The sequence below is a fragment of the Bacteroidia bacterium genome (assembly GCA_016218155.1).
Classification (GTDB): Bacteria; Bacteroidota; Bacteroidia; order Bacteroidales; family GWA2-32-17; genus GWA2-32-17.
In genome coordinates this window covers 1-18,785 of record JACREQ010000026.1, presented here as the reverse complement: position 1 = coordinate 18,785, position 18,785 = coordinate 1, and the positions used below count along the sequence as shown (strand labels likewise).

At 33.5% G+C, this 18,785-nt stretch carries 14 protein-coding genes; 8 read left to right on the top strand and 6 right to left on the bottom strand.

All coding sequences use genetic code 11. The features are described 5' to 3' along the window. Nucleotides 1-264: 264 nt before the first annotated feature. The 3 genes from HY951_03290 (at nt 265) to HY951_03280 (ending at nt 2,095) form a co-directional block, all read left to right on the top strand. The gene (locus HY951_03290; protein ID MBI5539056.1) at nt 265-810 is read left to right on the top strand and encodes a hypothetical protein; all 546 of its coding nucleotides are present in this window, start codon (nt 265-267) and stop codon (nt 808-810) included. A 375-nt stretch (nt 811-1,185) separates the two neighbouring features. Beyond that, the gene (locus HY951_03285; protein MBI5539055.1) at nt 1,186-1,755 is read left to right on the top strand and encodes a DUF4256 domain-containing protein; all 570 of its coding nucleotides are present in this window, start codon (nt 1,186-1,188) and stop codon (nt 1,753-1,755) included. A 118-nt stretch (nt 1,756-1,873) separates the two neighbouring features. Further along, entirely contained in the window at nt 1,874-2,095 is a 222-nt protein-coding gene (locus tag HY951_03280; GenBank protein MBI5539054.1) for a DUF2132 domain-containing protein, read from the top strand. A gap of 38 nt (nt 2,096-2,133) precedes the next feature. Here HY951_03280 and HY951_03275 read toward each other — a convergent pair whose 3' ends face one another. From HY951_03275 to HY951_03250, 6 genes are all read right to left on the bottom strand, one after another. Further along, nucleotides 2,134-3,354, bottom strand: coding sequence for an ABC transporter substrate-binding protein (locus tag HY951_03275; GenBank protein ID MBI5539053.1), 1,221 nt, complete (start codon nt 3,352-3,354; stop codon nt 2,134-2,136). Between the two features lie 216 nt (nt 3,355-3,570). After that, entirely contained in the window at nt 3,571-4,755 is a 1,185-nt protein-coding gene (locus HY951_03270) for a class I SAM-dependent rRNA methyltransferase (GenBank protein MBI5539052.1), read from the bottom strand. 34 nt (nt 4,756-4,789) lie between these two features. Beyond that, nucleotides 4,790-5,362 carry a 3'-5' exonuclease domain-containing protein 2 gene (locus HY951_03265; protein ID MBI5539051.1) on the bottom strand — a complete coding sequence of 191 codons (573 nt, stop codon included), beginning with the start codon at nt 5,360-5,362 and terminating at the stop codon, nt 4,790-4,792. Nucleotide 5,363: 1 nt separating this feature from the next. Beyond that, nucleotides 5,364-5,978, bottom strand: a complete 615-nt coding sequence (locus tag HY951_03260) for a DUF5063 domain-containing protein (protein ID MBI5539050.1) — start codon at nt 5,976-5,978, stop codon at nt 5,364-5,366. A gap of 233 nt (nt 5,979-6,211) precedes the next feature. Further along, entirely contained in the window at nt 6,212-8,260 is a 2,049-nt protein-coding gene (locus HY951_03255; protein ID MBI5539049.1) for a tetratricopeptide repeat protein, read from the bottom strand. 131 nt (nt 8,261-8,391) lie between these two features. Further along, on the bottom strand, nt 8,392-10,305 hold the full coding sequence (locus HY951_03250) for a RecQ family ATP-dependent DNA helicase (GenBank protein ID MBI5539048.1): 1,914 nt from the start codon (nt 10,303-10,305) through the stop codon (nt 8,392-8,394). A 265-nt stretch (nt 10,306-10,570) separates the two neighbouring features. Between HY951_03250 and guaB the strand changes: the two genes are divergently transcribed. From guaB to HY951_03225, 5 genes are all read left to right on the top strand, one after another. Continuing rightward, entirely contained in the window at nt 10,571-12,040 is a 1,470-nt protein-coding gene (gene guaB / locus HY951_03245; protein ID MBI5539047.1) for an IMP dehydrogenase, read from the top strand. 65 nt (nt 12,041-12,105) lie between these two features. After that, nucleotides 12,106-14,076, top strand: coding sequence for a peptidylprolyl isomerase (locus tag HY951_03240; GenBank protein ID MBI5539046.1), 1,971 nt, complete (start codon nt 12,106-12,108; stop codon nt 14,074-14,076). Between the two features lie 22 nt (nt 14,077-14,098). Further along, nucleotides 14,099-14,962, top strand: coding sequence for a hypothetical protein (locus tag HY951_03235; protein ID MBI5539045.1), 864 nt, complete (start codon nt 14,099-14,101; stop codon nt 14,960-14,962). Between the two features lie 179 nt (nt 14,963-15,141). Beyond that, the gene (locus HY951_03230; GenBank protein ID MBI5539044.1) at nt 15,142-16,500 is read left to right on the top strand and encodes a peptidylprolyl isomerase; all 1,359 of its coding nucleotides are present in this window, start codon (nt 15,142-15,144) and stop codon (nt 16,498-16,500) included. Nucleotides 16,501-16,585: 85 nt separating this feature from the next. After that, nucleotides 16,586-18,118 carry a hypothetical protein gene (locus HY951_03225; GenBank protein MBI5539043.1) on the top strand — a complete coding sequence of 511 codons (1,533 nt, stop codon included), beginning with the start codon at nt 16,586-16,588 and terminating at the stop codon, nt 18,116-18,118. Nucleotides 18,119-18,785: the final 667 nt, after the last annotated feature.

Genomic DNA, 18,785 nt, shown 5'->3' with positions numbered 1-18,785 from the left:
TGCGTAAATCAAAAAAGGGTAGCTGTGATTAAGCTACCCCTAGATAACCTTTGGCTTAACTTTCGCCGTCGGTCGTTATTTGGCAATACAAAAATAATTATTCTATTTTACTTGCATATGTCTTAGAATGCCGGGCAGATTCCGCTTAGCGGAATTTTTTCTACTTTAGTTTGTAAATTGTTGCGGGATGACGACGTTGCCGCCGTCATCCCGGCCGACAATTTAGCAGCAAACATTAGCACACATAAATAATGACAGAATAACATGAGTGTTTACAAAGTTTCTTTAAGCAAAGATGATTTTTTAAGATATCATTTGTATACGGTATCAAAATCAAGGAAAACAAAATTCAAGCGAATAAGAAGTTGGATTTTACTTACAATATCTTTCTTGTTGTTTGGTCTAATACTATCAGAATCAGAAGATAAATTTTTAATGTACTACTTTTATTGCTTCGGCTTGATAACTCTTATTTTTTATCCTTTTTACAATAGTTGGTATTACAAAAGACATTACAAAAAACACATTGTAGAGCATTACAAAAATAAGATTGGCATAGAATGCGAAATTAGTTTTAATGAAGAATATCTTTTTTCTAAGGACAATGTTGGTGAAGGGAAAATTAAACTTTCTGAAATTGAAGTTATAACTGAAATCTTAGAGAATCTATTTATAAAAATCAATTCTGGAGACACTATAATTATCTCAAAGAAAATACCAGAATACAATTTGTTTAATGAAGTCCTTAAAGAAGTGTCTATGGATAATAAAATCCCTTGGAATAAAGAATTAGATTGGAAGTGGAGATGAGACTCATAATTGCTGATGTTTGAAGTCTTTTTTAGGATAGATACTCTTGTTCATTTTAATCAATTAACGTAAGTCGAAAATATCATATCAAACTTGTGCCTGAGATTAGCAAAGGGTATAAAATTCATCTGGTAATTTTTTTATTCACTCGAATCAATCTAAACCATTGTGCAGTATAATGAAGATTGACACGAAGGATTTTACTACTCTATTCTAAACCGATGTTTTACCTGTCGTAAACATAAAACGATCTACCTTTCCTATTTACTCCCCACTATCTTTTTATAACGTTGGTCGTAAAATTAAACAATCTCTAAGCCCGACTTGTTGTAAGACCAATTGTAATTCATTTTAATCAAATCAGAATAACACAATATGACAATGGAAAATAAAAAGCAGTTGTCATCAGAACAACGTGAAGAGTTAATGGGTGTATTAAAAGCCCGTTTTGAGAAATATATGAATCGCCATAAAGGTCTTGAATGGGCTAAACTGCAAGCAAGTCTTGACGATAATACTGAAAAACTATGGTCGCTTAATGAAATGGAAAAAACTGGAGGTGAACCAGATGTTGTTGGTTTTGATAAAAATACGGGCGAGTACATTTTTTATGATTGTTCAGAGGAAAGTCCTAAAGGTCGTCGAAGTTTATGTTATGACCGTGAAGGGCTGGAGTCAAGGAAAGAGCATAAACCAGAAAATGACGCCGTTGGTATGGCTACTGCTATGGGTATTGAACTTTTATCGGAGGAACAATATAGAGAGTTACAGAAACTTGGAAAATTCGATACTAAAACATCAAGTTGGGTAAAAACACCTGCTGCGATCAGAAAACTAGGCGGTGCAATCTTTTGTGATCGTCGCTACGACCACGTCTTTGTGTATCACAATGGAGCAGAATCTTATTATGCTGTTAGAGGATTTCGTGGCTTGCTGAGGGTTTAAATTTATCTCATTCATGTTGGCCTTGCATATAGATACAGACAGGCTTCGAAAATCCTAATATTTCATAGAGCAAAATGCTAAAACAGTTATCTTTGCCCCCGAATAATATTTGTTTTTAATGGAATCACAACCTAACAATCCCCTTCACGGCAAAACTTTAGAGTCAATTCTTAACTATTTGGTTGATTATTATGGCTGGGATGAACTATCGAAGAGAACTCGAATAAACTGTTTTAGTAAAGATCCAAGCATAAAATCAGGTCTGAAATTTCTTCGCAAAACCGACTGGGCAAGGAAAACGGTTGAGGATTTCTATTTATATACTATTAAAAGAAGGTAATACCTCTTGTTTTGGGAGTAGTAAAACTGGATGCAGATTTATGAATTAACTATATCATTTAACCTTTTAACCTCAGACCTTAATCGTTTTACCTCAATTTTTTGAAGTTCACCCTGATGCATAATTTTTTCTAACTCTAGTTTATTGGCGGATAACGATTTTCTCAACCTGATTATGTTGTAGATTAGAAGGGCTATACCAATTATCAACCCAGCCAGAATAATTTCGAGTACAAGATTACTTATTGGTTCTTTTGATTCATAGGGATTGTATAAGAACTCATCAATGTTTTTGTAATGCTCAATAAATCCTTGCTGTGAGAGAGTTTCTACGATACCCAACCATCTCTCCCGGTTTGAATGCCCAACCTCAATAAACTCAGGGTTTATCAATTTTCGAATTTGCTCCGATTCACGTAAAAGATACTCAGCGGTTTTTATGGATTGGTACTTTGATTGGATGATATTTATAATCTCTTCAGGGTGATCGAGTGCATACTTCCAGCCTTTAATGCTGGCATTTCTAAACTTTCTAACTCTATCGGGATGATTGTCAACCTCCTCTTTGGATGTAAATAAACAATCCGAGTAGAAGTTAACTCCGTAATTTCTGGGATAAATCAGCCTATAAGGAATGCCAAACTTATCGAGAAAAAACGGCTCGTTGGTTGTATAAACAGCAAGTGCATCAATCTCATTTGCTAAAAGGTTATTTAGCGAAAATGTAACGTTCTTTATATCAATTTGATTAAGGCTAACCCCCTCCTTGGATAGCATTGCGAATATATCTATTCCTGTTTTGTCCTTATCAATTTCAATTGATTTGCCTATTAAATCTTTTGGAACAAAGATATTCGAAGAGGATTTTACTAGTAATGCCGATGGCGAGTTTTGCATAATACAAGCAAGAACTACTAATGGCTTGCCTTCCATATAATACATTACCAATTCTGAATTTGCAATTCCATAATGTGCATCACCATTTAACACCTCATTAGTTGTTGAGGTGGATTCATTAGCTTCTCTAATCTCTACATTTAGGCCGTTTTCCTTATAGTAACCTTTTTCTAAAGCAGCATAATATCCAGCAAACTGAAACTGATTTTTCCATTTTAGCTGCAAAACCACTTTCTCCTTTTTAAAATTTTGGGCTAATGTTGATGAATAAAAAAGGATTAGTAATACTAAACAAGCAATCTGCCTTGCAGCAACATAAAAATTCGAATATGTTTTACTAGTATTATTATCTATGGAATACATTGATCTGTAGGCAGTATGCGTTGTTTAAATATTGTATGGTATTTAGCGATTTTTTTATAATGAAATATAGTGTTTTTTTCTTAATTTGTAATTAAGAAATAGAATTGAACTATATCGATAGAAAAATTTAACTAATACAATGATAATTACCTGTTGCATATTTTCTGACAATTAAATACTTACAGATAATTTGATACGAATATTTTTTATAGAGTTTTATTCAACTTGCAAAACAAGTCCTTTTAGATATTCCCCTTCTGGATGGTAGATATTTATTGGATGATCTGCTGGTTGTGTTAGTTGGTGTAGGATTTTTACTTGTTTGCCAACTATTGCACATCCTGAAAAAACGGCGTTTCGGAAATTATCTTTATTTACAATTTGGGAACAAGAAAATGTAAATAGAATTCCACCTGGATTTAACTTGCGGATTGCAGCAGCATTTAATCGTTTATAGGCTTGAAGAGCATTTCTTAGCGCATCGTTATGCTTTGCAAATGCTGGAGGATCTAGAATTATGATATCAAACTTTTCATCCGATAATCTTAAGTATTCGAAAACATCACTTCCAATAGCCTCATGATTGACCTCTTCGGAGAAATTAAGTGCAATATTTTTTTTAGTTAATTCAATTGCTTTTTGGGAGCTGTCTACGGTAATAACTCTTTTAGCCCCACCTTTTAAAGCGTAAACGGAGAATCCACCCGTGTAACCAAAGGTATTTAAAACGGATTTATCCTTGGAGTAATGTTGAAGTAGCAGTCTATTTTCACGCTGATCTATGAAAAATCCTGTTTTTTGACCTTCTACCCATGAAACTTCAAATCGATTGCCATACTCTAGCAGGGTATCAGCTGATTCTTTGCCAATTAAGTACCCATCAACAGGGTTGATTGGGGCTTTGAAAGATAGTGTTCCAGCACTTTTGTCGAATACTGATGTTATTGCCCCTTCGAATTGCTCAATAATAAGTTCGGCTAGGATTTGGCGGATATTATACATTCCAAAAGAGTGGCATTGCATTACAGCCGTTTTTCCGTAGATGTCAACAATCAACCCCGGCATAATATCCCCTTCGCCATGTATCAGCCTGAAAGTATTTGTGTGATCGCTTTGGTAAAGTCCAAGCGTTTTTCTCAGCGCTATGGCATTTTGAATTCTATTCCTCCAGAATTCCCTATCAATAGGGGTGTTTGTGAATGATACTATTCTTACAGAAATAGATGATGGCTGGTAATGACCCAAAGCAATGAATTTCCCTGTTGAATCATCAACCTCAACAATCTCACCTTCGGTTGGATTACCATTAATTTTTTGAATAGCTCCTGAAAAAACCCAAGGATGAAATCTTAATAATGACTGCTCTTTCCCGGGTTTTAGTGTTAGCTTAATGTAATCCATTGCCAAGTTTTATGATTAATACGGTTAAATAGAATTAGCTCTTTATCATTTTCATATATATCTCCTTACACACCCAAGCATCGGTAGCTGCGTATTGGAGTTGGGCATCAGTTAGGATGTCTGATTCCCAGTTTGAAAGCTGTTGGTTTTTTGAAACTCTAACATTAAGAACTATTGCAGCAAGTTTTCTAACGCTTTTACTCTCAATGTTTTTTTCTTTAACTAAATTCTGAAGATCAATAAATCCGGCAGGTGTAAAAGGGTGGATTTTTTGTAAGGATTTGATATCATCATGAATTGCAGCACCAATTTTTAGTATATTTTTATTCTGAAGGAGTTGAACCAAAACTTTGGGTAGCCCAATGCTCTTTATTCTAATAATAAGTGCAATATCATCCGATGCCAGTTGGAGTAATGCTACACTATTGGTATTTCCCTTTTTGAATGAGGGTTTTGTTTCGGTATCAAAACCTAATATACTGCTTTTGGTAAGGATTGGAAGCCAGTTATTTAAATCTTCTTCGTTATTAATTACCCTAATTTCGCCGGGGAATGATATTCTGGGAAGTTTAAGTATTTCTTCGTTTTCTATCGATTCTGCAAACATTTCAATTTTCGCTATTTAAATCATTCTGTCGCCTAGTAATAAACCAGTTGCTAGTGTCGGGATCCTTAGCCTCATCGTTGGTTTCTATCTCTTGCTCCAGATCAATTCCAGTATATAATAAAACGTGCATTGCTCTAATGGCATTTGCAAGTCTAATCCCCCAATATTCCTGAAAATTAGAATGGCATTCCCATAAGGCATCGTTCATTACCTCTGCTTTACCCACTTGGTATAGCATGGTAAAGTTTTTTAGATCCTGCCAAATATCAGTTAAATACTCCGATATACTTGCGGTATAAAGCCCTTCACCTTCATTGGCTCTTGGATCGTAGATCTCCAAAAAATCATCATGGGGGCCAAGTAGCTGCTTTAGATTATTTTGCACATCGAAATAAAAATCTTCTGTAACAAATTTTTCGTTCCCCTCATCAAATAAAGGTTCTGTTTCAGGTAGAATGGAGGTTTTGTAGTAGAGCAGGGGCAGTAGCTTTTGTGAGGCGGAGATAAACGATTTTCTGCTATGCGTTTTAACGTTTTCAAGAAAAGCACAGTATTCCCTTGCTACGGTTGCAAACTCAACTACATTCCTGCTGTATATTATGCTTTTAATATCCATCTCTACCCAATTTTGTTTGTATTACAAAACACAGAACTCAATTAAAAACGCAAATATATGAAAGATGTTACAGGTTGCTATAAGTAAAATTTTTATTTGTTTGATATCAATTTAGTGTTAAAAGTTTAACTGTAATTTTTTTTACGCTAAAGAATAAACCGATATTACATTTGGAGAATTTTTGAGGAGAGAATTATAATTGTTTATTAAATTCTAATCAAACATGCTAATTATTATTGTAATACAAATGTTTCCTTGAAAGCCAGAGGAAGGGTGAATTTGAATGTACTTCCTTTGTCCACTTCGCTCTCAACCCAAATTTTTCCATCAAGTTTTTTAACAAATTCATTGCAAATAGCTAACCCTAAACCTGTTCCTTTTTCATTTAATGTGCCAATTGTTGAAGGGTTAACATTTGAGCTAAATAAGGTGGTTTTTATTTCAGTACTCATTCCAACACCATTATCTTGAATAAAGATTTCGGCATAATCATCTTTTTGGTTGGTCATAACCAATATTTCACCACCCAATTTTGTGTATTTGATAGAATTTGAAATCAGATTTCTTAGAATGGTATTAACCATGTTTCGGTCGACATAAACGTTTAATATACCAGTTGTTTCATAAATCAGTCTTATCTTTTTGTTATTTGCTTGTGGGTAAAAATCTTTTATAATCTCATTAATAACAGTGGAGATATTTACATTTTCCTTATAAATGGTGACCTGATTAATTTGAGTTTTGGCCCAATTTAAAAGATTTTCGAGTATTCTTAAAGTAGTGATTCCTGTTTGATTAATCAGGCTGTTCATCTCTTTAATTTCTTCAAGGGTTAGTTGATGAAAATTCTCTTTAATGTAATCTGAAAATCCAATAATTGAATTAAACGGAACTCGTAGGTCATGAGCAATAATCGAAAATAGCTTATCTTTAGTAAAATTAAGTTGCGTAAGGTCGTCCGATTGTTTTTGTAGAATATCCCTTTGATTTTCAATCTCTTCTTTTTGAATCTTTATCTCAATATTTGCAATAATTAATCCATTATTCAGTTCAGTAATTTCATCTTTCTTTAGATTTAATGCTTTATAAGCTAGATTTTTGTCGCGGTAAAAGAAGATTATTATTCCTACAAGAACGACCATCAAAATAAATACTATTATAAAGAAATTCAATTGGTTTCGTTGATACCGGATTCTTTCATTTAGAATCTCCTCCTTCTGCTTTTGTATTATCTCATGCTCTTTAGCTTTAATATCAAATTTAAAATTTTCGGTTAGTCGAGTTATCTTTTGAATATAGATATTATTTGAGATACTATCTTTTATTTTAGTTGCAACCTCATGATAATAAAGAGCTTTTTCGAAATCACCAAGTTTTGTATACGTATACTTAAGACCTTCGGCTGCATCTCTGTTAACTTGTGGAATGCCACCAAACACTTTAATTAATTGCATACTTTTTGTAAAATACTCCAAAGCGCTTTTGTAGTTTCCTCGTTGGTTATAGAACTCGCCTATACACTTATAAACATTAGCAACACCAACGCGATCGTTCATTTGATTAAATATTTCAAGAGCCCTATTATAATAAATGTGGCTGCTATCATAGTTCTCCTTTTTAAAATGAATCATTCCAATATATTGGTATGAGGCGGCAATTCCTGTTTGCAACTTTAACCCTTTTTGATAATAGAGCGATTTTCTAAAGGAAATCAGTGCAGAATCTGTATTTGAACTATTCATATAGATAAGTCCAAACATGTGGTAGATGTAACTTAGATTATACTTATCATTAAGTTTAGTAGAGATATTAAGTGCTTTATGCACATAGTCTAATGCCTGATCGTAAATGCCGAGTCTGTTGTAAATGTCTCCAATATTATTATACTCAAGCGCTTCGAATTTTAAAAAATTATTCTTTTGTGCAATTTCAAGGCCTTTGAAGTAATAATCCATTGCTTTTGAGTAATTGCCCTGATTGCGTTTGTATACACCTAAACGACCCATGATATCGGTCTGTTCATATTTTAGATTTAACCTAATGGCTTCATTTAATGCCGCTTTTCCAAATGAAATCGCTTTTGATGTATCAATACTTCTATACTCCCAACTTAATTGCCTCAGAATAGCAACTTTTGAGGAATCTTTAGTTTTATCAAGTAGTTTTAATAAGCTATCAATTGTTGTGCGTTTTTGTGAAAAAGAAACGGCTGAAAAAAGAAGAGAAAAGAGCAGAATAAAAATTGCAGGCAAAACAATACAACTTCTTTTTAATCTGATCATGTTTGTGAAAATTTTGTTTACAAATATAAAAAAGTATAGAAATAATATTCATTTTAAACATAAAAGATTATAAGTTTTATAGAGAAAGTAGTGAGTTGTTGTGAAAGGTAACGAAGGAATATGTGTGGTCGTTAATACTTCGTTTCCCGCCAAGTAAGAAGTCCATTTTCATCCTTCATAATCTTTTTATTGTCAAGTAAAAAATGGATGACCTTTAGGGTCTTCTCGGGTTTTTGTTTAATAGAATCAACAAGGATATCAAGCGGTAGAGGTTCATTGGATACCTTATCCTTTACCAATGTCAATATTTTATCAAACTCAATTTTACTCATATCGAGTTCGTTTCGAGAGTTGCAAACATCGCAATTTCCGCATCGGGTTGAATGAACATCTCCGAAATAATCTAATAAAAATTGACTCCGGCATTTAGTCGTATTAGAGGCGTAGTTCAGCATTTCATCTATGCGTTTTAAAAAACGCTCTTTGCGTAAACGGTAATTCTCGTTGCTGAGTAAAAGATTTTTATCATCTAATCGCTCCTCGGTAAAAATTATTAGAGGTGTTTTTTTCCTTGGGATATAGTTGATAATCTTTTGCTTGCTTAGTTTTTTAAGATTTTCAATTGCAGTTTGAACTGGAATCCCCGATACTCTTGCAATATACGCTTCATCAATATTTACATATTGTGAGAATACACCAGCAAATGCTCGTAGGATAATTTTGATAAACTTATCCATTTCGGCATTTGCCACCTGATACTTGTAAAGTTCTTGCTTATTAACAATGAATATTAGCCGACTAGGATTATCAAGTTCATCGGTAAGTTCAATGTAACCTTCACGTTGAAGAAATTTCAAAGAATTAAAGGCTTTAACAGTATTTAGTTTGTAAGTTGAGGCAAAATCAAAAAGATTAAAATCATAAACTTCCCCTTTCCCCGCTCCAAGTGCAATGTTTAGATACGATCCTAACGCTTGGTAAGTACGTTTTATCTCATCTGTTTCAGGGAAATTGGCTTCGATACGCTGTTCTATTTTGGCTTTATCTGATTCATTGTATAGCAATATTGCGTATGCACGGTTTAAATCCCGACCTCCTCTGCCTGCTTCTTGAAAATAAGCCTCAGGCGAATCGGGTAAATCGATATGAATTACAAACCGAACATCGGGCTTGTCAATGCCCATACCAAAGGCGTTGGTAGATACAATTATTCTGGTTTTGCCTTTTTGCCAATCATCCTGACGGGTACTCCTCATCTCGCCTGATAATCCTGCGTGATAAAAATCTGCCGAAATCCCCTCTTTTTTAAGCATCAAAGCAACCTCTTTAGTTTTCTCACGATTTCGTGTATAGATAACCCCAGTACCAGGAATACCATTGATAATTTTAAGTAGATATTTATTTTTATCCTCAACAGTTCGTACAAGGTAAACTAGATTTTTCCTTTCGAAACTCATCTTAATGAGGTTCTTTTCCTTGAACTTTAGCCGATTTTGAATATCATCAGCCACTTCAGGTGTTGCAGTTGCTGTTAGTGCAAGAAAAGGAGTATTAGGTAAAATATCTCTAATATCTGCAATTTTCATATACGATGGGCGAAAATCGTAACCCCATTGTGATATGCAGTGCGATTCGTCTATTGCAATCAGATTGACATTCAGTTTTCGGAGTCTAACCTTGAAAAGTTCTGTACCAAGTCTTTCCGGCGATAGATAAAGGAATTTGTAATCACCATAGGCACAGTTATCAAGTTCAATCTCAATTTCATGACGACTCATGCCTGAATGGATTGCAGCGGCTTTTATACCTCTTCGATTTAGATTTTCAACCTGATCTTTCATTAAAGCAATCAGGGGAGTTATAACTAAGCAAATCCCTTCTTTAGCAAGAGCAGGTACCTGAAAGGTAATAGATTTTCCACCCCCAGTTGGCATTAAAGCTAAAGTATCACGCCCTTCATGTACAGACTGGATAATCTCTTCTTGGATAGATCTAAAGGTTGTATAACCCCAGTACCGATGAAGTATTTGTTCGAATTGGTTCAATTATTTGTTGATCTTAGGCTAATACAAATTTAACATAAATATGTTGATTTTTTGGAAACTTGGAAGTGATATAATTGACTGTTGCTGATTTATAAATGGTTAAAAATTGTTAAGTTTAACGTTAATTTAAATTCAATGATTGATTCTATCCCTAGATAAATAACAAAATCTTACTCGTTTATATCTTTGGTTAAGGATAATTCAAGGCTTGTTGGTACGGCATTTTTTTGTAACTTGCCGCATTTAATAAATAAACTATAAAGCGATGTCATTTTACAATGAAAAGATTGTTGCCGAGGGACTTACGTTTGACGATGTTTTACTAGTACCAGCATATTCGGAGGTATTACCCCGTAACGTGGATATTACCACAAAATTTTCAAGAAATATTGATATCAAAGCACCTATAGTATCTGCTGCCATGGATACTGTTACCGAATCGTCATTGGCTATCGCTATAGCGCGTCAAGGAGGGATTGGTGTTATCCATAAAAACATGAGCATTGAAGCACAAGCCAAACAGGTTAAAGAAGTGAAACGTGCTGAAAATGGGATGATTTACGAACCAGTAACCATTCATCCTGAAGGAACCGTTGGTGATGCACTAAACCTAATGCAAGAATTTCATATAGGAGGCATTCCTGTTGTTGATCATAGTAATAAACTTATAGGTATTGTAACTAACCGCGATTTAAGATTTCAGGTTAATATGCGTCGCCCTATAAAGGACATTATGACCAGCGAAGGTTTGATTACTACCTCAAAAACTACTGATCTTGAGAAGGCTGCTTCAATATTACAAGAGTATAAAATTGAAAAACTGCCTGTTGTTGATGATGATTTTAAACTTATTGGACTACTAACCTATAAGGATATTACTAAAGTAAAAGACAACCCATTTTCAAGCAAAGATAGTAAAGGTCGTTTACGAGTTGCTGCTGGGGTTGGTGTTACTTATGATACTTTAGATAGGATTAAAGCGCTTTATAACGTAAAGGTTGATGCAATTGTTATTGATACTGCACACGGACATACCAAGGGAGTGCTTGAAATGTTGAGATTAGTGAAAAAAGAATTCCCCGATTTGGATGTAGTTGTTGGAAATATAGCTACCGCTGAAGCGGCTATCGCATTATACGATGCCGGTGCCGATGCAGTTAAGGTAGGAATTGGACCTGGTTCAATTTGTACAACACGTATAATTGCAGGTGTAGGAGTTCCTCAACTTAATGCCATATTTGATGTTTCCAATGCCCTGAAAGGCAAAAACGTACCAATAATTGCCGATGGAGGAATACGTTACTCTGGTGATATAGTTAAAGCTCTGGCAGCAGGAGCGGATACAATAATGGCAGGATCCTTATTTGCAGGTGTTGAAGAATCCAACGGTGAAACCATCATATATGATGGTCGAAAATTCAAATTGTATCGGGGGATGGGGTCAATTGAAGCAATGCAACAAGGCTCAAAGGATAGGTACTTTCAGGATGTTGAAGATGATATCAAAAAATTAGTTCCTGAGGGAATTGCTGCCCGTGTCCCTTACAAAGGAACTCTAGGAGAAGTTTTCTATCAACTTGTTGGCGGATTAAGAGCTGGTATGGGTTATTGTGGTGCTAGTAATATCGCTGAACTCAAGAATGCTAAATTTGTAAGAATAACACATGCTGGAATGGTTGAAAGTCATCCACATGATGTATCTATTACACGTGAAGCACCTAATTATAGCCGATAAACCATTAAATAATTTATAAATAGTTATACTTACACCCTTAAAGTTAAACCAAAAAAGTTGCAATAATGAAGTTAATTTGCCAAATAATCATAACGTCATTCTTATTTGGAACACTTGTTTCAAACGCACAAGAAAAAGCCGATCAAACATTACTAACTATTGGAACTGAAAAAATCCCAACAAGTGAATTCGTAAGGATTTTTCTTAAAAATCACCAAGCAGGAACAACAATTGATCGCAAATCGGTTGATGAATATCTTAACCTGTTCATCAATTTCAGATTAAAAGTTCTTGATGCCAAAGACTCTAAACTCGACACTTCATTATCTTTTAAAAATGAATTAGCGGGTTATAGACAGCAACTTGCTAGACCTTACTTAACTGACAAAGAAACAGAAGAAAGACTTATTAATGAAGCCTATGAAAGGATGAAGGATGAAGTTAGTGCAAGCCATATTCTTATATCTGTGCCTGAACAACTCGTTTCATCCGATACTCTAACATATTATGATAAAGCTATCGCCATAAGAACTAGAATTATAAATGGGGAACCTTTTGAGGTTGTAGCAAGCGCAACAAGTGATGATCCTTCTGTTGCAAATAATAATGGTTATCTGGGATATTTTACGGTATTTCAAATGGTATACCCGTTTGAATCTGCGGTTTATAATTTAAAAATTGGCGAAATTTCGATGCCTATTCGCACTCGTTTTGGGTATCATATTATAAAGGCTCTTGACAAAAGAGCAGCCAAAGGGCAAGTTAAAGTGGCACATATTATGATTGGCATTCCGAAAGATGCCACTGAAGAACAGAAAACAAAATTGAAAGAAAAAATTAATGAAATCTATAAGCAAGTATTAAATAACGAAAATTTTGGTCAGCTTGCAAATAAATACTCAGAAGATCCTGGATCATCCAAGAATAACGGCGAATTGCCATGGTTTGGCTCAGGTAGTATAATACCCGAATTTGAAAAAGTGGCTTTTGGTTTCGATCATGATGGTCAGATATCTGAACCTTTCCAGAGTTCTTTTGGCTGGCATATTGTTAAACGTTTAGGGAGGAAAGAGATCGGTTCTTTCGATGAAATGCTACCAGACATTAAGAAGAAGGTATTTTCAGATATGCGAAATACAATATCTGTGGAGAGGATGATTGCTAAAGCAAAAGTTGAAAACAATTTTAAAGAGGATACTATTAACTTAAAACAAGTTGATATAGTTGTAGATTCTAGTATATACAAAGGCACTTGGAAACCATTTGGGTTAAATGAGAATAAAGTTTTATTTGTAATTGCTAATCAAAAACATGATCAGGACGAATTCTGTAGATTCTTAGTTAGTTACCAACAAAACGGTACCAAAGGCTCAATACATTCCATTGTAAGAAAAGCTTACAATGATTGGGTGAATCAAACTATTTACAATTATCAGCAATCTGTTTTAGAACAAAAATTCCCTGAATTCAAATATTTGATGCAAGAATATCATGATGGTATTTTGCTCTTTAATATCAGCGATATAAAGGTGTGGTCAAAAGCATCAAATGATAGTTTGGGTCTTGAGAATTTTTATCAAAAGAATAAGGATAATTATAAATGGGGTGAGAGAGTTCACTATGCTACATATTCCTGTGCGGATGAAAAAATTCTTGCAAAAGTTAGCAAATTAGCAGCTAACCGAAAAGACAAAGGAATGAAACCAGTCGATGTGGTTAGTAAATTTAATAAAGGGCAAACCAAAGTAAATATTAATTATTTGATAGTAAACCCGGATGATAAGGAAATTCTGGGTTACGAATCATGGAAGGGTGGTATATCAACCATTGCTAGCAAGGGTGGTGAATTTATTTTTAATGAAATACTAAATGTAACAACCGGAGATATCAAATCCTTAATTGATTGTAAGGGACAAACTATATCTGACTACCAACAATTACTTGAGGAGGAATGGTTAAAAGTCTTGCACCAAAAGTATGCTGTTGAAATTAATCAAGAAGCAATTAATCAACTTGTCAAAAATTTAGAGAAATAGTAGCCTTTTAAAACTAAAAGAGATGAGTCTAAAAGCGGAGAATTTTTTCAAGATATTTCTATTTGCAATTATTATACTGATGGTTTCATGTTTTAATCGGAACGGCAAAGAGCAGAAACCTTTGGCAGTTGTATACGATAAATATTTATATAAATCGGATGTAACAGATGTTGTCCCTAAGGGGCTAACAAAAGGGGATAGTATTAAAATTTTGAACGCATATGTTGATCAGTGGATTAGACATAATATTATGCTAAAATTGTCAGAAGAGAACCTGAAAGAAGAGCAAAAAAATGTTACAAAACAGCTTGAGGATTATCGCTCATCACTTTTGATCTTTAAATATGAACAGGAGTTTGTACTGCAAAAACTTGATACAGCTGTTTCATCCGAAGAGGTTAAATCATTTTATTACAATAATATATCAAACTTTTTAGTAGATGAAACAATTGTTAAGGCTCTTTTTATCAAGTTAAGAAAAGACACACCCTATTCGAATAAGATAAAAGAACTTTATAAATCTAATCGGGAAGAAGATATTAAAATGCTTGATAATCTTGCATATCAAGTAGCTGAAAAGTATGATTACTTTGGCGATAAATGGTTGCCCTTTAATGTTCTCCAACGACAATTTCCTTACCCGCTTGAAAATCAAGATACTTATCTTAGGAATAATCGTAGTATAGAGTTGGAGGATGGTAATTTTTTATACCTAATAAGCGTTCGTGAGGTAATGTTTAAAGGGCAAACTTCCCCATTAGATTATGAACTTGCAAATATTAAAAGTGTAATTCTTAACAAACGAAAACAAAAACTTATAAACGATTTGGAAAACAACATTTATAATGATGCTTTAGATCACAAGAAATTTCAAATATTCTTATAGCGAAAATATCTGAGATTGACATGAATATTCATTAAGCATAGTTTCAAGGAATGAGTCTTAATCATAAAACGATTTCTTACTTTTCTCACGAAATGAGGTTTATTGTTGAAACTCGTTTAAATTTTTAGAATCATTAGTACGTACGTAACCAATTAGTAATCAAATTTAATTTTGTTTGGATGAAAAATATTAATAGTTTAATTAAAAGGACAGTTTTTTTATCTCTGTTTATTCTATCTGTTGCGGGGAACGCTTTCCCTCAAGGGGTAATTGATCAGGTCATTGCTGTAGTTGGAGGGGATATGATTTTGAGTTCAGACGTTGAGCAGGAGGTAATGCGCATGAAAATGGAAGGAAACCTACCCGAAGGCGATGCAAAGTGTGATATTCTTGAAGGACTTTTAATTCAAAAACTCTTATTACACCAGTCCAAAATAGATAGTCTTGCTCCAAATGAAGCCGCAGTAGAAGGAGAGATTGATAGAAGACTAAAATATTTTGTTAATCAAATTGGCTCCGAAAAAGCATTAGAAAATTATTTTAAAAAAACAATATTTGAAATAAAAGATGATTTGCGCGAAGTTATTCGGGAACAACAACTAACCCAGCAAATGAGGCAGAAAATAGTTGAAAAGGTAGTTGTATCACCATCCGAGATAAAAAAATTCTTTAAAACAATACCAACAGATAGTTTACCTGTAATCCCAGAGCAATTTAAGTTGCAAGAAATATCACTTTATCCACCATCTTCTTCTGAAGCAAAATTTCGGGTAAAGGAAAAATTACTCGATTTAAGAAGTCGAATTCTTAAGGGTGAGAGATTTACTATGCTTGCAATAGCGTATTCGGAAGATCTTGCATCTGCAAAAAAAGGAGGTGAACTTGGATTCCGCTCACGTGATGAGTTAGTAAAAAACTTTGCAGATGTTGCATTCAATCTTGCAGAGGGTCAGGTTAGTCAAATTGTTGAGACGGAATATGGGTTTCATATAATTCAGATGATTGAAAAGCGAAATAATCAGGTAAATGTTAGGCATATACTTTTAAAACCATCGTTTACTTCAGATATGTTAGTTGAAGCCCAGAATAAACTTGATAGTATTGCGAAATTAATTAAACTTGATAGCTTAACTTTTGAGAAGGCTTGTTTGAAATTCTCAGAAGATAAGAAGTCAAAGTTGAATGGTGGTTATATAGTAAACCCAAATACTAATACACAGTATTTTGAAAAAGAGCAGCTTCAACCTTCGGACTATTATGTTATAAAAGAACTAAAAAAAGGTGAAACCAGTACTCCTTTTGAATCACGTGATGAAAACGCAAATGTGATATTCAAAATTATCAAATTAAAAGAAATAATACTATCACATAAAGCCAACCTTAATGACGATTATGATGTTATTCAACGCTTGACTAAGCAGAGCGTAGAGCATGATAAATTCATGAATTGGGTTAAAGAGAAACAAAAAACAACATATATAAAGATAGATCCCTCCTATAAGGGTTGTAAATTTAAATCCGATGGATGGGTAAAATAACCCATTAACACTGGTTGCATATTCCGTAATGAAATTAACTAAAAACTATAATTTAGAGTTTATAGCAACTATTTTGCTATCTTTTTTGTCGTTCTGTTCCTTTGCTCAAAAGGATAAAGTTATTCAGGTTAATGCTGAATCGATGAAAAACCTTATCCGTAATGAACAACAGGTTGTGCGATATTTGGGTAATGTCAACATCCAGCATCAGGGAACAACCATGACATGTGATAGTGCTTATCTCGTACGAAAAGCAAACAACCTCGAGGCTTACGGTGATGTAATTGTGACGAAAGAGGGGGCAAAGCTATTTGGCGATTATTTATATTACGATGGTAATACTTCAGTGGGTAAAATTACTGGTAAAGAGGTGAAACTTATACAGAAAGACGCTAAACTTGTTACCGATATCATATACTTTAATACAAAGGATAATTCTGCATACTATAATACATTCGGAGTATTAACAACAGAGGAAAATAAATTAGTAAGCCAAAGAGGTTACTATTATTCTAAGGTAAAAAAATATTACTTTTCTGGAAATGTTAAGATGGAGGGAAAGGATGGTCGTTTATATACAGATTCCCTCGAGTATAGCACTCAAGATGAACTTGCATATTTTTATGGACCAACAAGAATATATAATAAGGATAGTTATGTTTATTGCGAAAAAGGTTGGTATGATCGAAAAAACGACAAGTCGAATTTTTTCAATAATGCTTTTATTATTAATGGGGTACAAAAATTATACGGTCAAGATATCTTTTACGATAAAAAAAATGGATATTCTAAAATCGTGGGAAACGTTGCAATTGTTGATACTACCCAAAAAGTAACTGTTTATGGGGATAGGGCTTTCTTCAACGATAAGACGAAAGAGGCAGAAGTTACCGAAAAGCCTTTATTACTTATGATTTCGGATGGAGATACTCTTTTCTTAAGGACAAATAAATTTCTTATTAACTCATTTCGAGATGCAACTTTACCCGATTCAACCTTTAGAATTATCAAAGCGCTCGGTGCTGTGAGATTTTATAAAAAGGATATTCAAGGACTTTGTGATTCTCTTCTTTATAATACAAAAGATTCAACAATTAGTATGTTTGTAGACCCAGTACTTTGGAATGATAATAACCAAATAACAGCCAATTTCATCAAGGCATTTTCTACAGTTGGGAATAAAATAAAAAGAATGGATTTTGAAGGGGCAGCATTTTTTACTCAGCAGGAAGAAAAAATACAATTTAATCAGATTAAGGGTAAAACAATGATTGCTCACTTCAATGATGGAAAGATTGCAAAACTGGATGTTAATGGAAATGCCGAAGCGGTTCGATTTTTTAGAGATGAGGGGGCAATTGCTGCGGTTAACAAATCGGAAAGTTCTGATTTAGTTGTTTTGTTAAAAAACAATCAGATATCAAAAATATCATTAAAAATTAAACCATTGTCAGTTTTTTATCCAATAGAAAAAGTAAATTATGAAGAGATTACTCTTAAAGGATTTCACTGGCTCAATGATACTAGACCCCAAAATAAATTTGATATAATCCCTAAAGGACTAGATTTGGTTTTAACGGATTCGAAACCTGAGTTCAAAAAGGATATTATTCAATAGTGCGTCATATAAAAACGCACGGTGCAACTGAAAAATATTAAAAAAATAGTTTTATCGTTTAATATTATGAATAATAGTGCGTTAGTAAAATGTAAACTCTAAATTGCTAATCTGCTCCAATACAACTTGTATGCAAGTATTGTTAGTTTTATTGACATAATCGGCCCTTTTTTATCGATAAAATAAGTGACTTTTACAATTCCTGGCATTGTATTAATATGCGCACGTTCCAGTCGTAATATTTTGAATTATAATGTATTGATTTAATATATCATATCTTGCTGAGTAAATTGAAATCCTAAGAGTGTAAGTAAATCAATCATCATTCTACTTGAATTATCTTATGAAAAAGTGAAAATTATGCGGAAATCATTTAAGGGAAATTAAATGACTCATTTGAAATAACAATCACTTTTATATTTATACAATAATCACACAATTAATTATTTAATGTACAATTGAATTTTTATTGTAGTGTTTTCATTAAACATATTTTGAATTAAAGTAAAAATCTTTACGATTTATGGGTATAATAGACAAAATTGGTCATTTTTTTTAGACGATTCTTTCTAATAGACAAAATTGGTGCTGTTTATTTTTCTCTTTTTGATCTAGTATCAATTTCTAATCCGATCTTTGCCTATCGAGCTAAACGGAAATAGGCTCT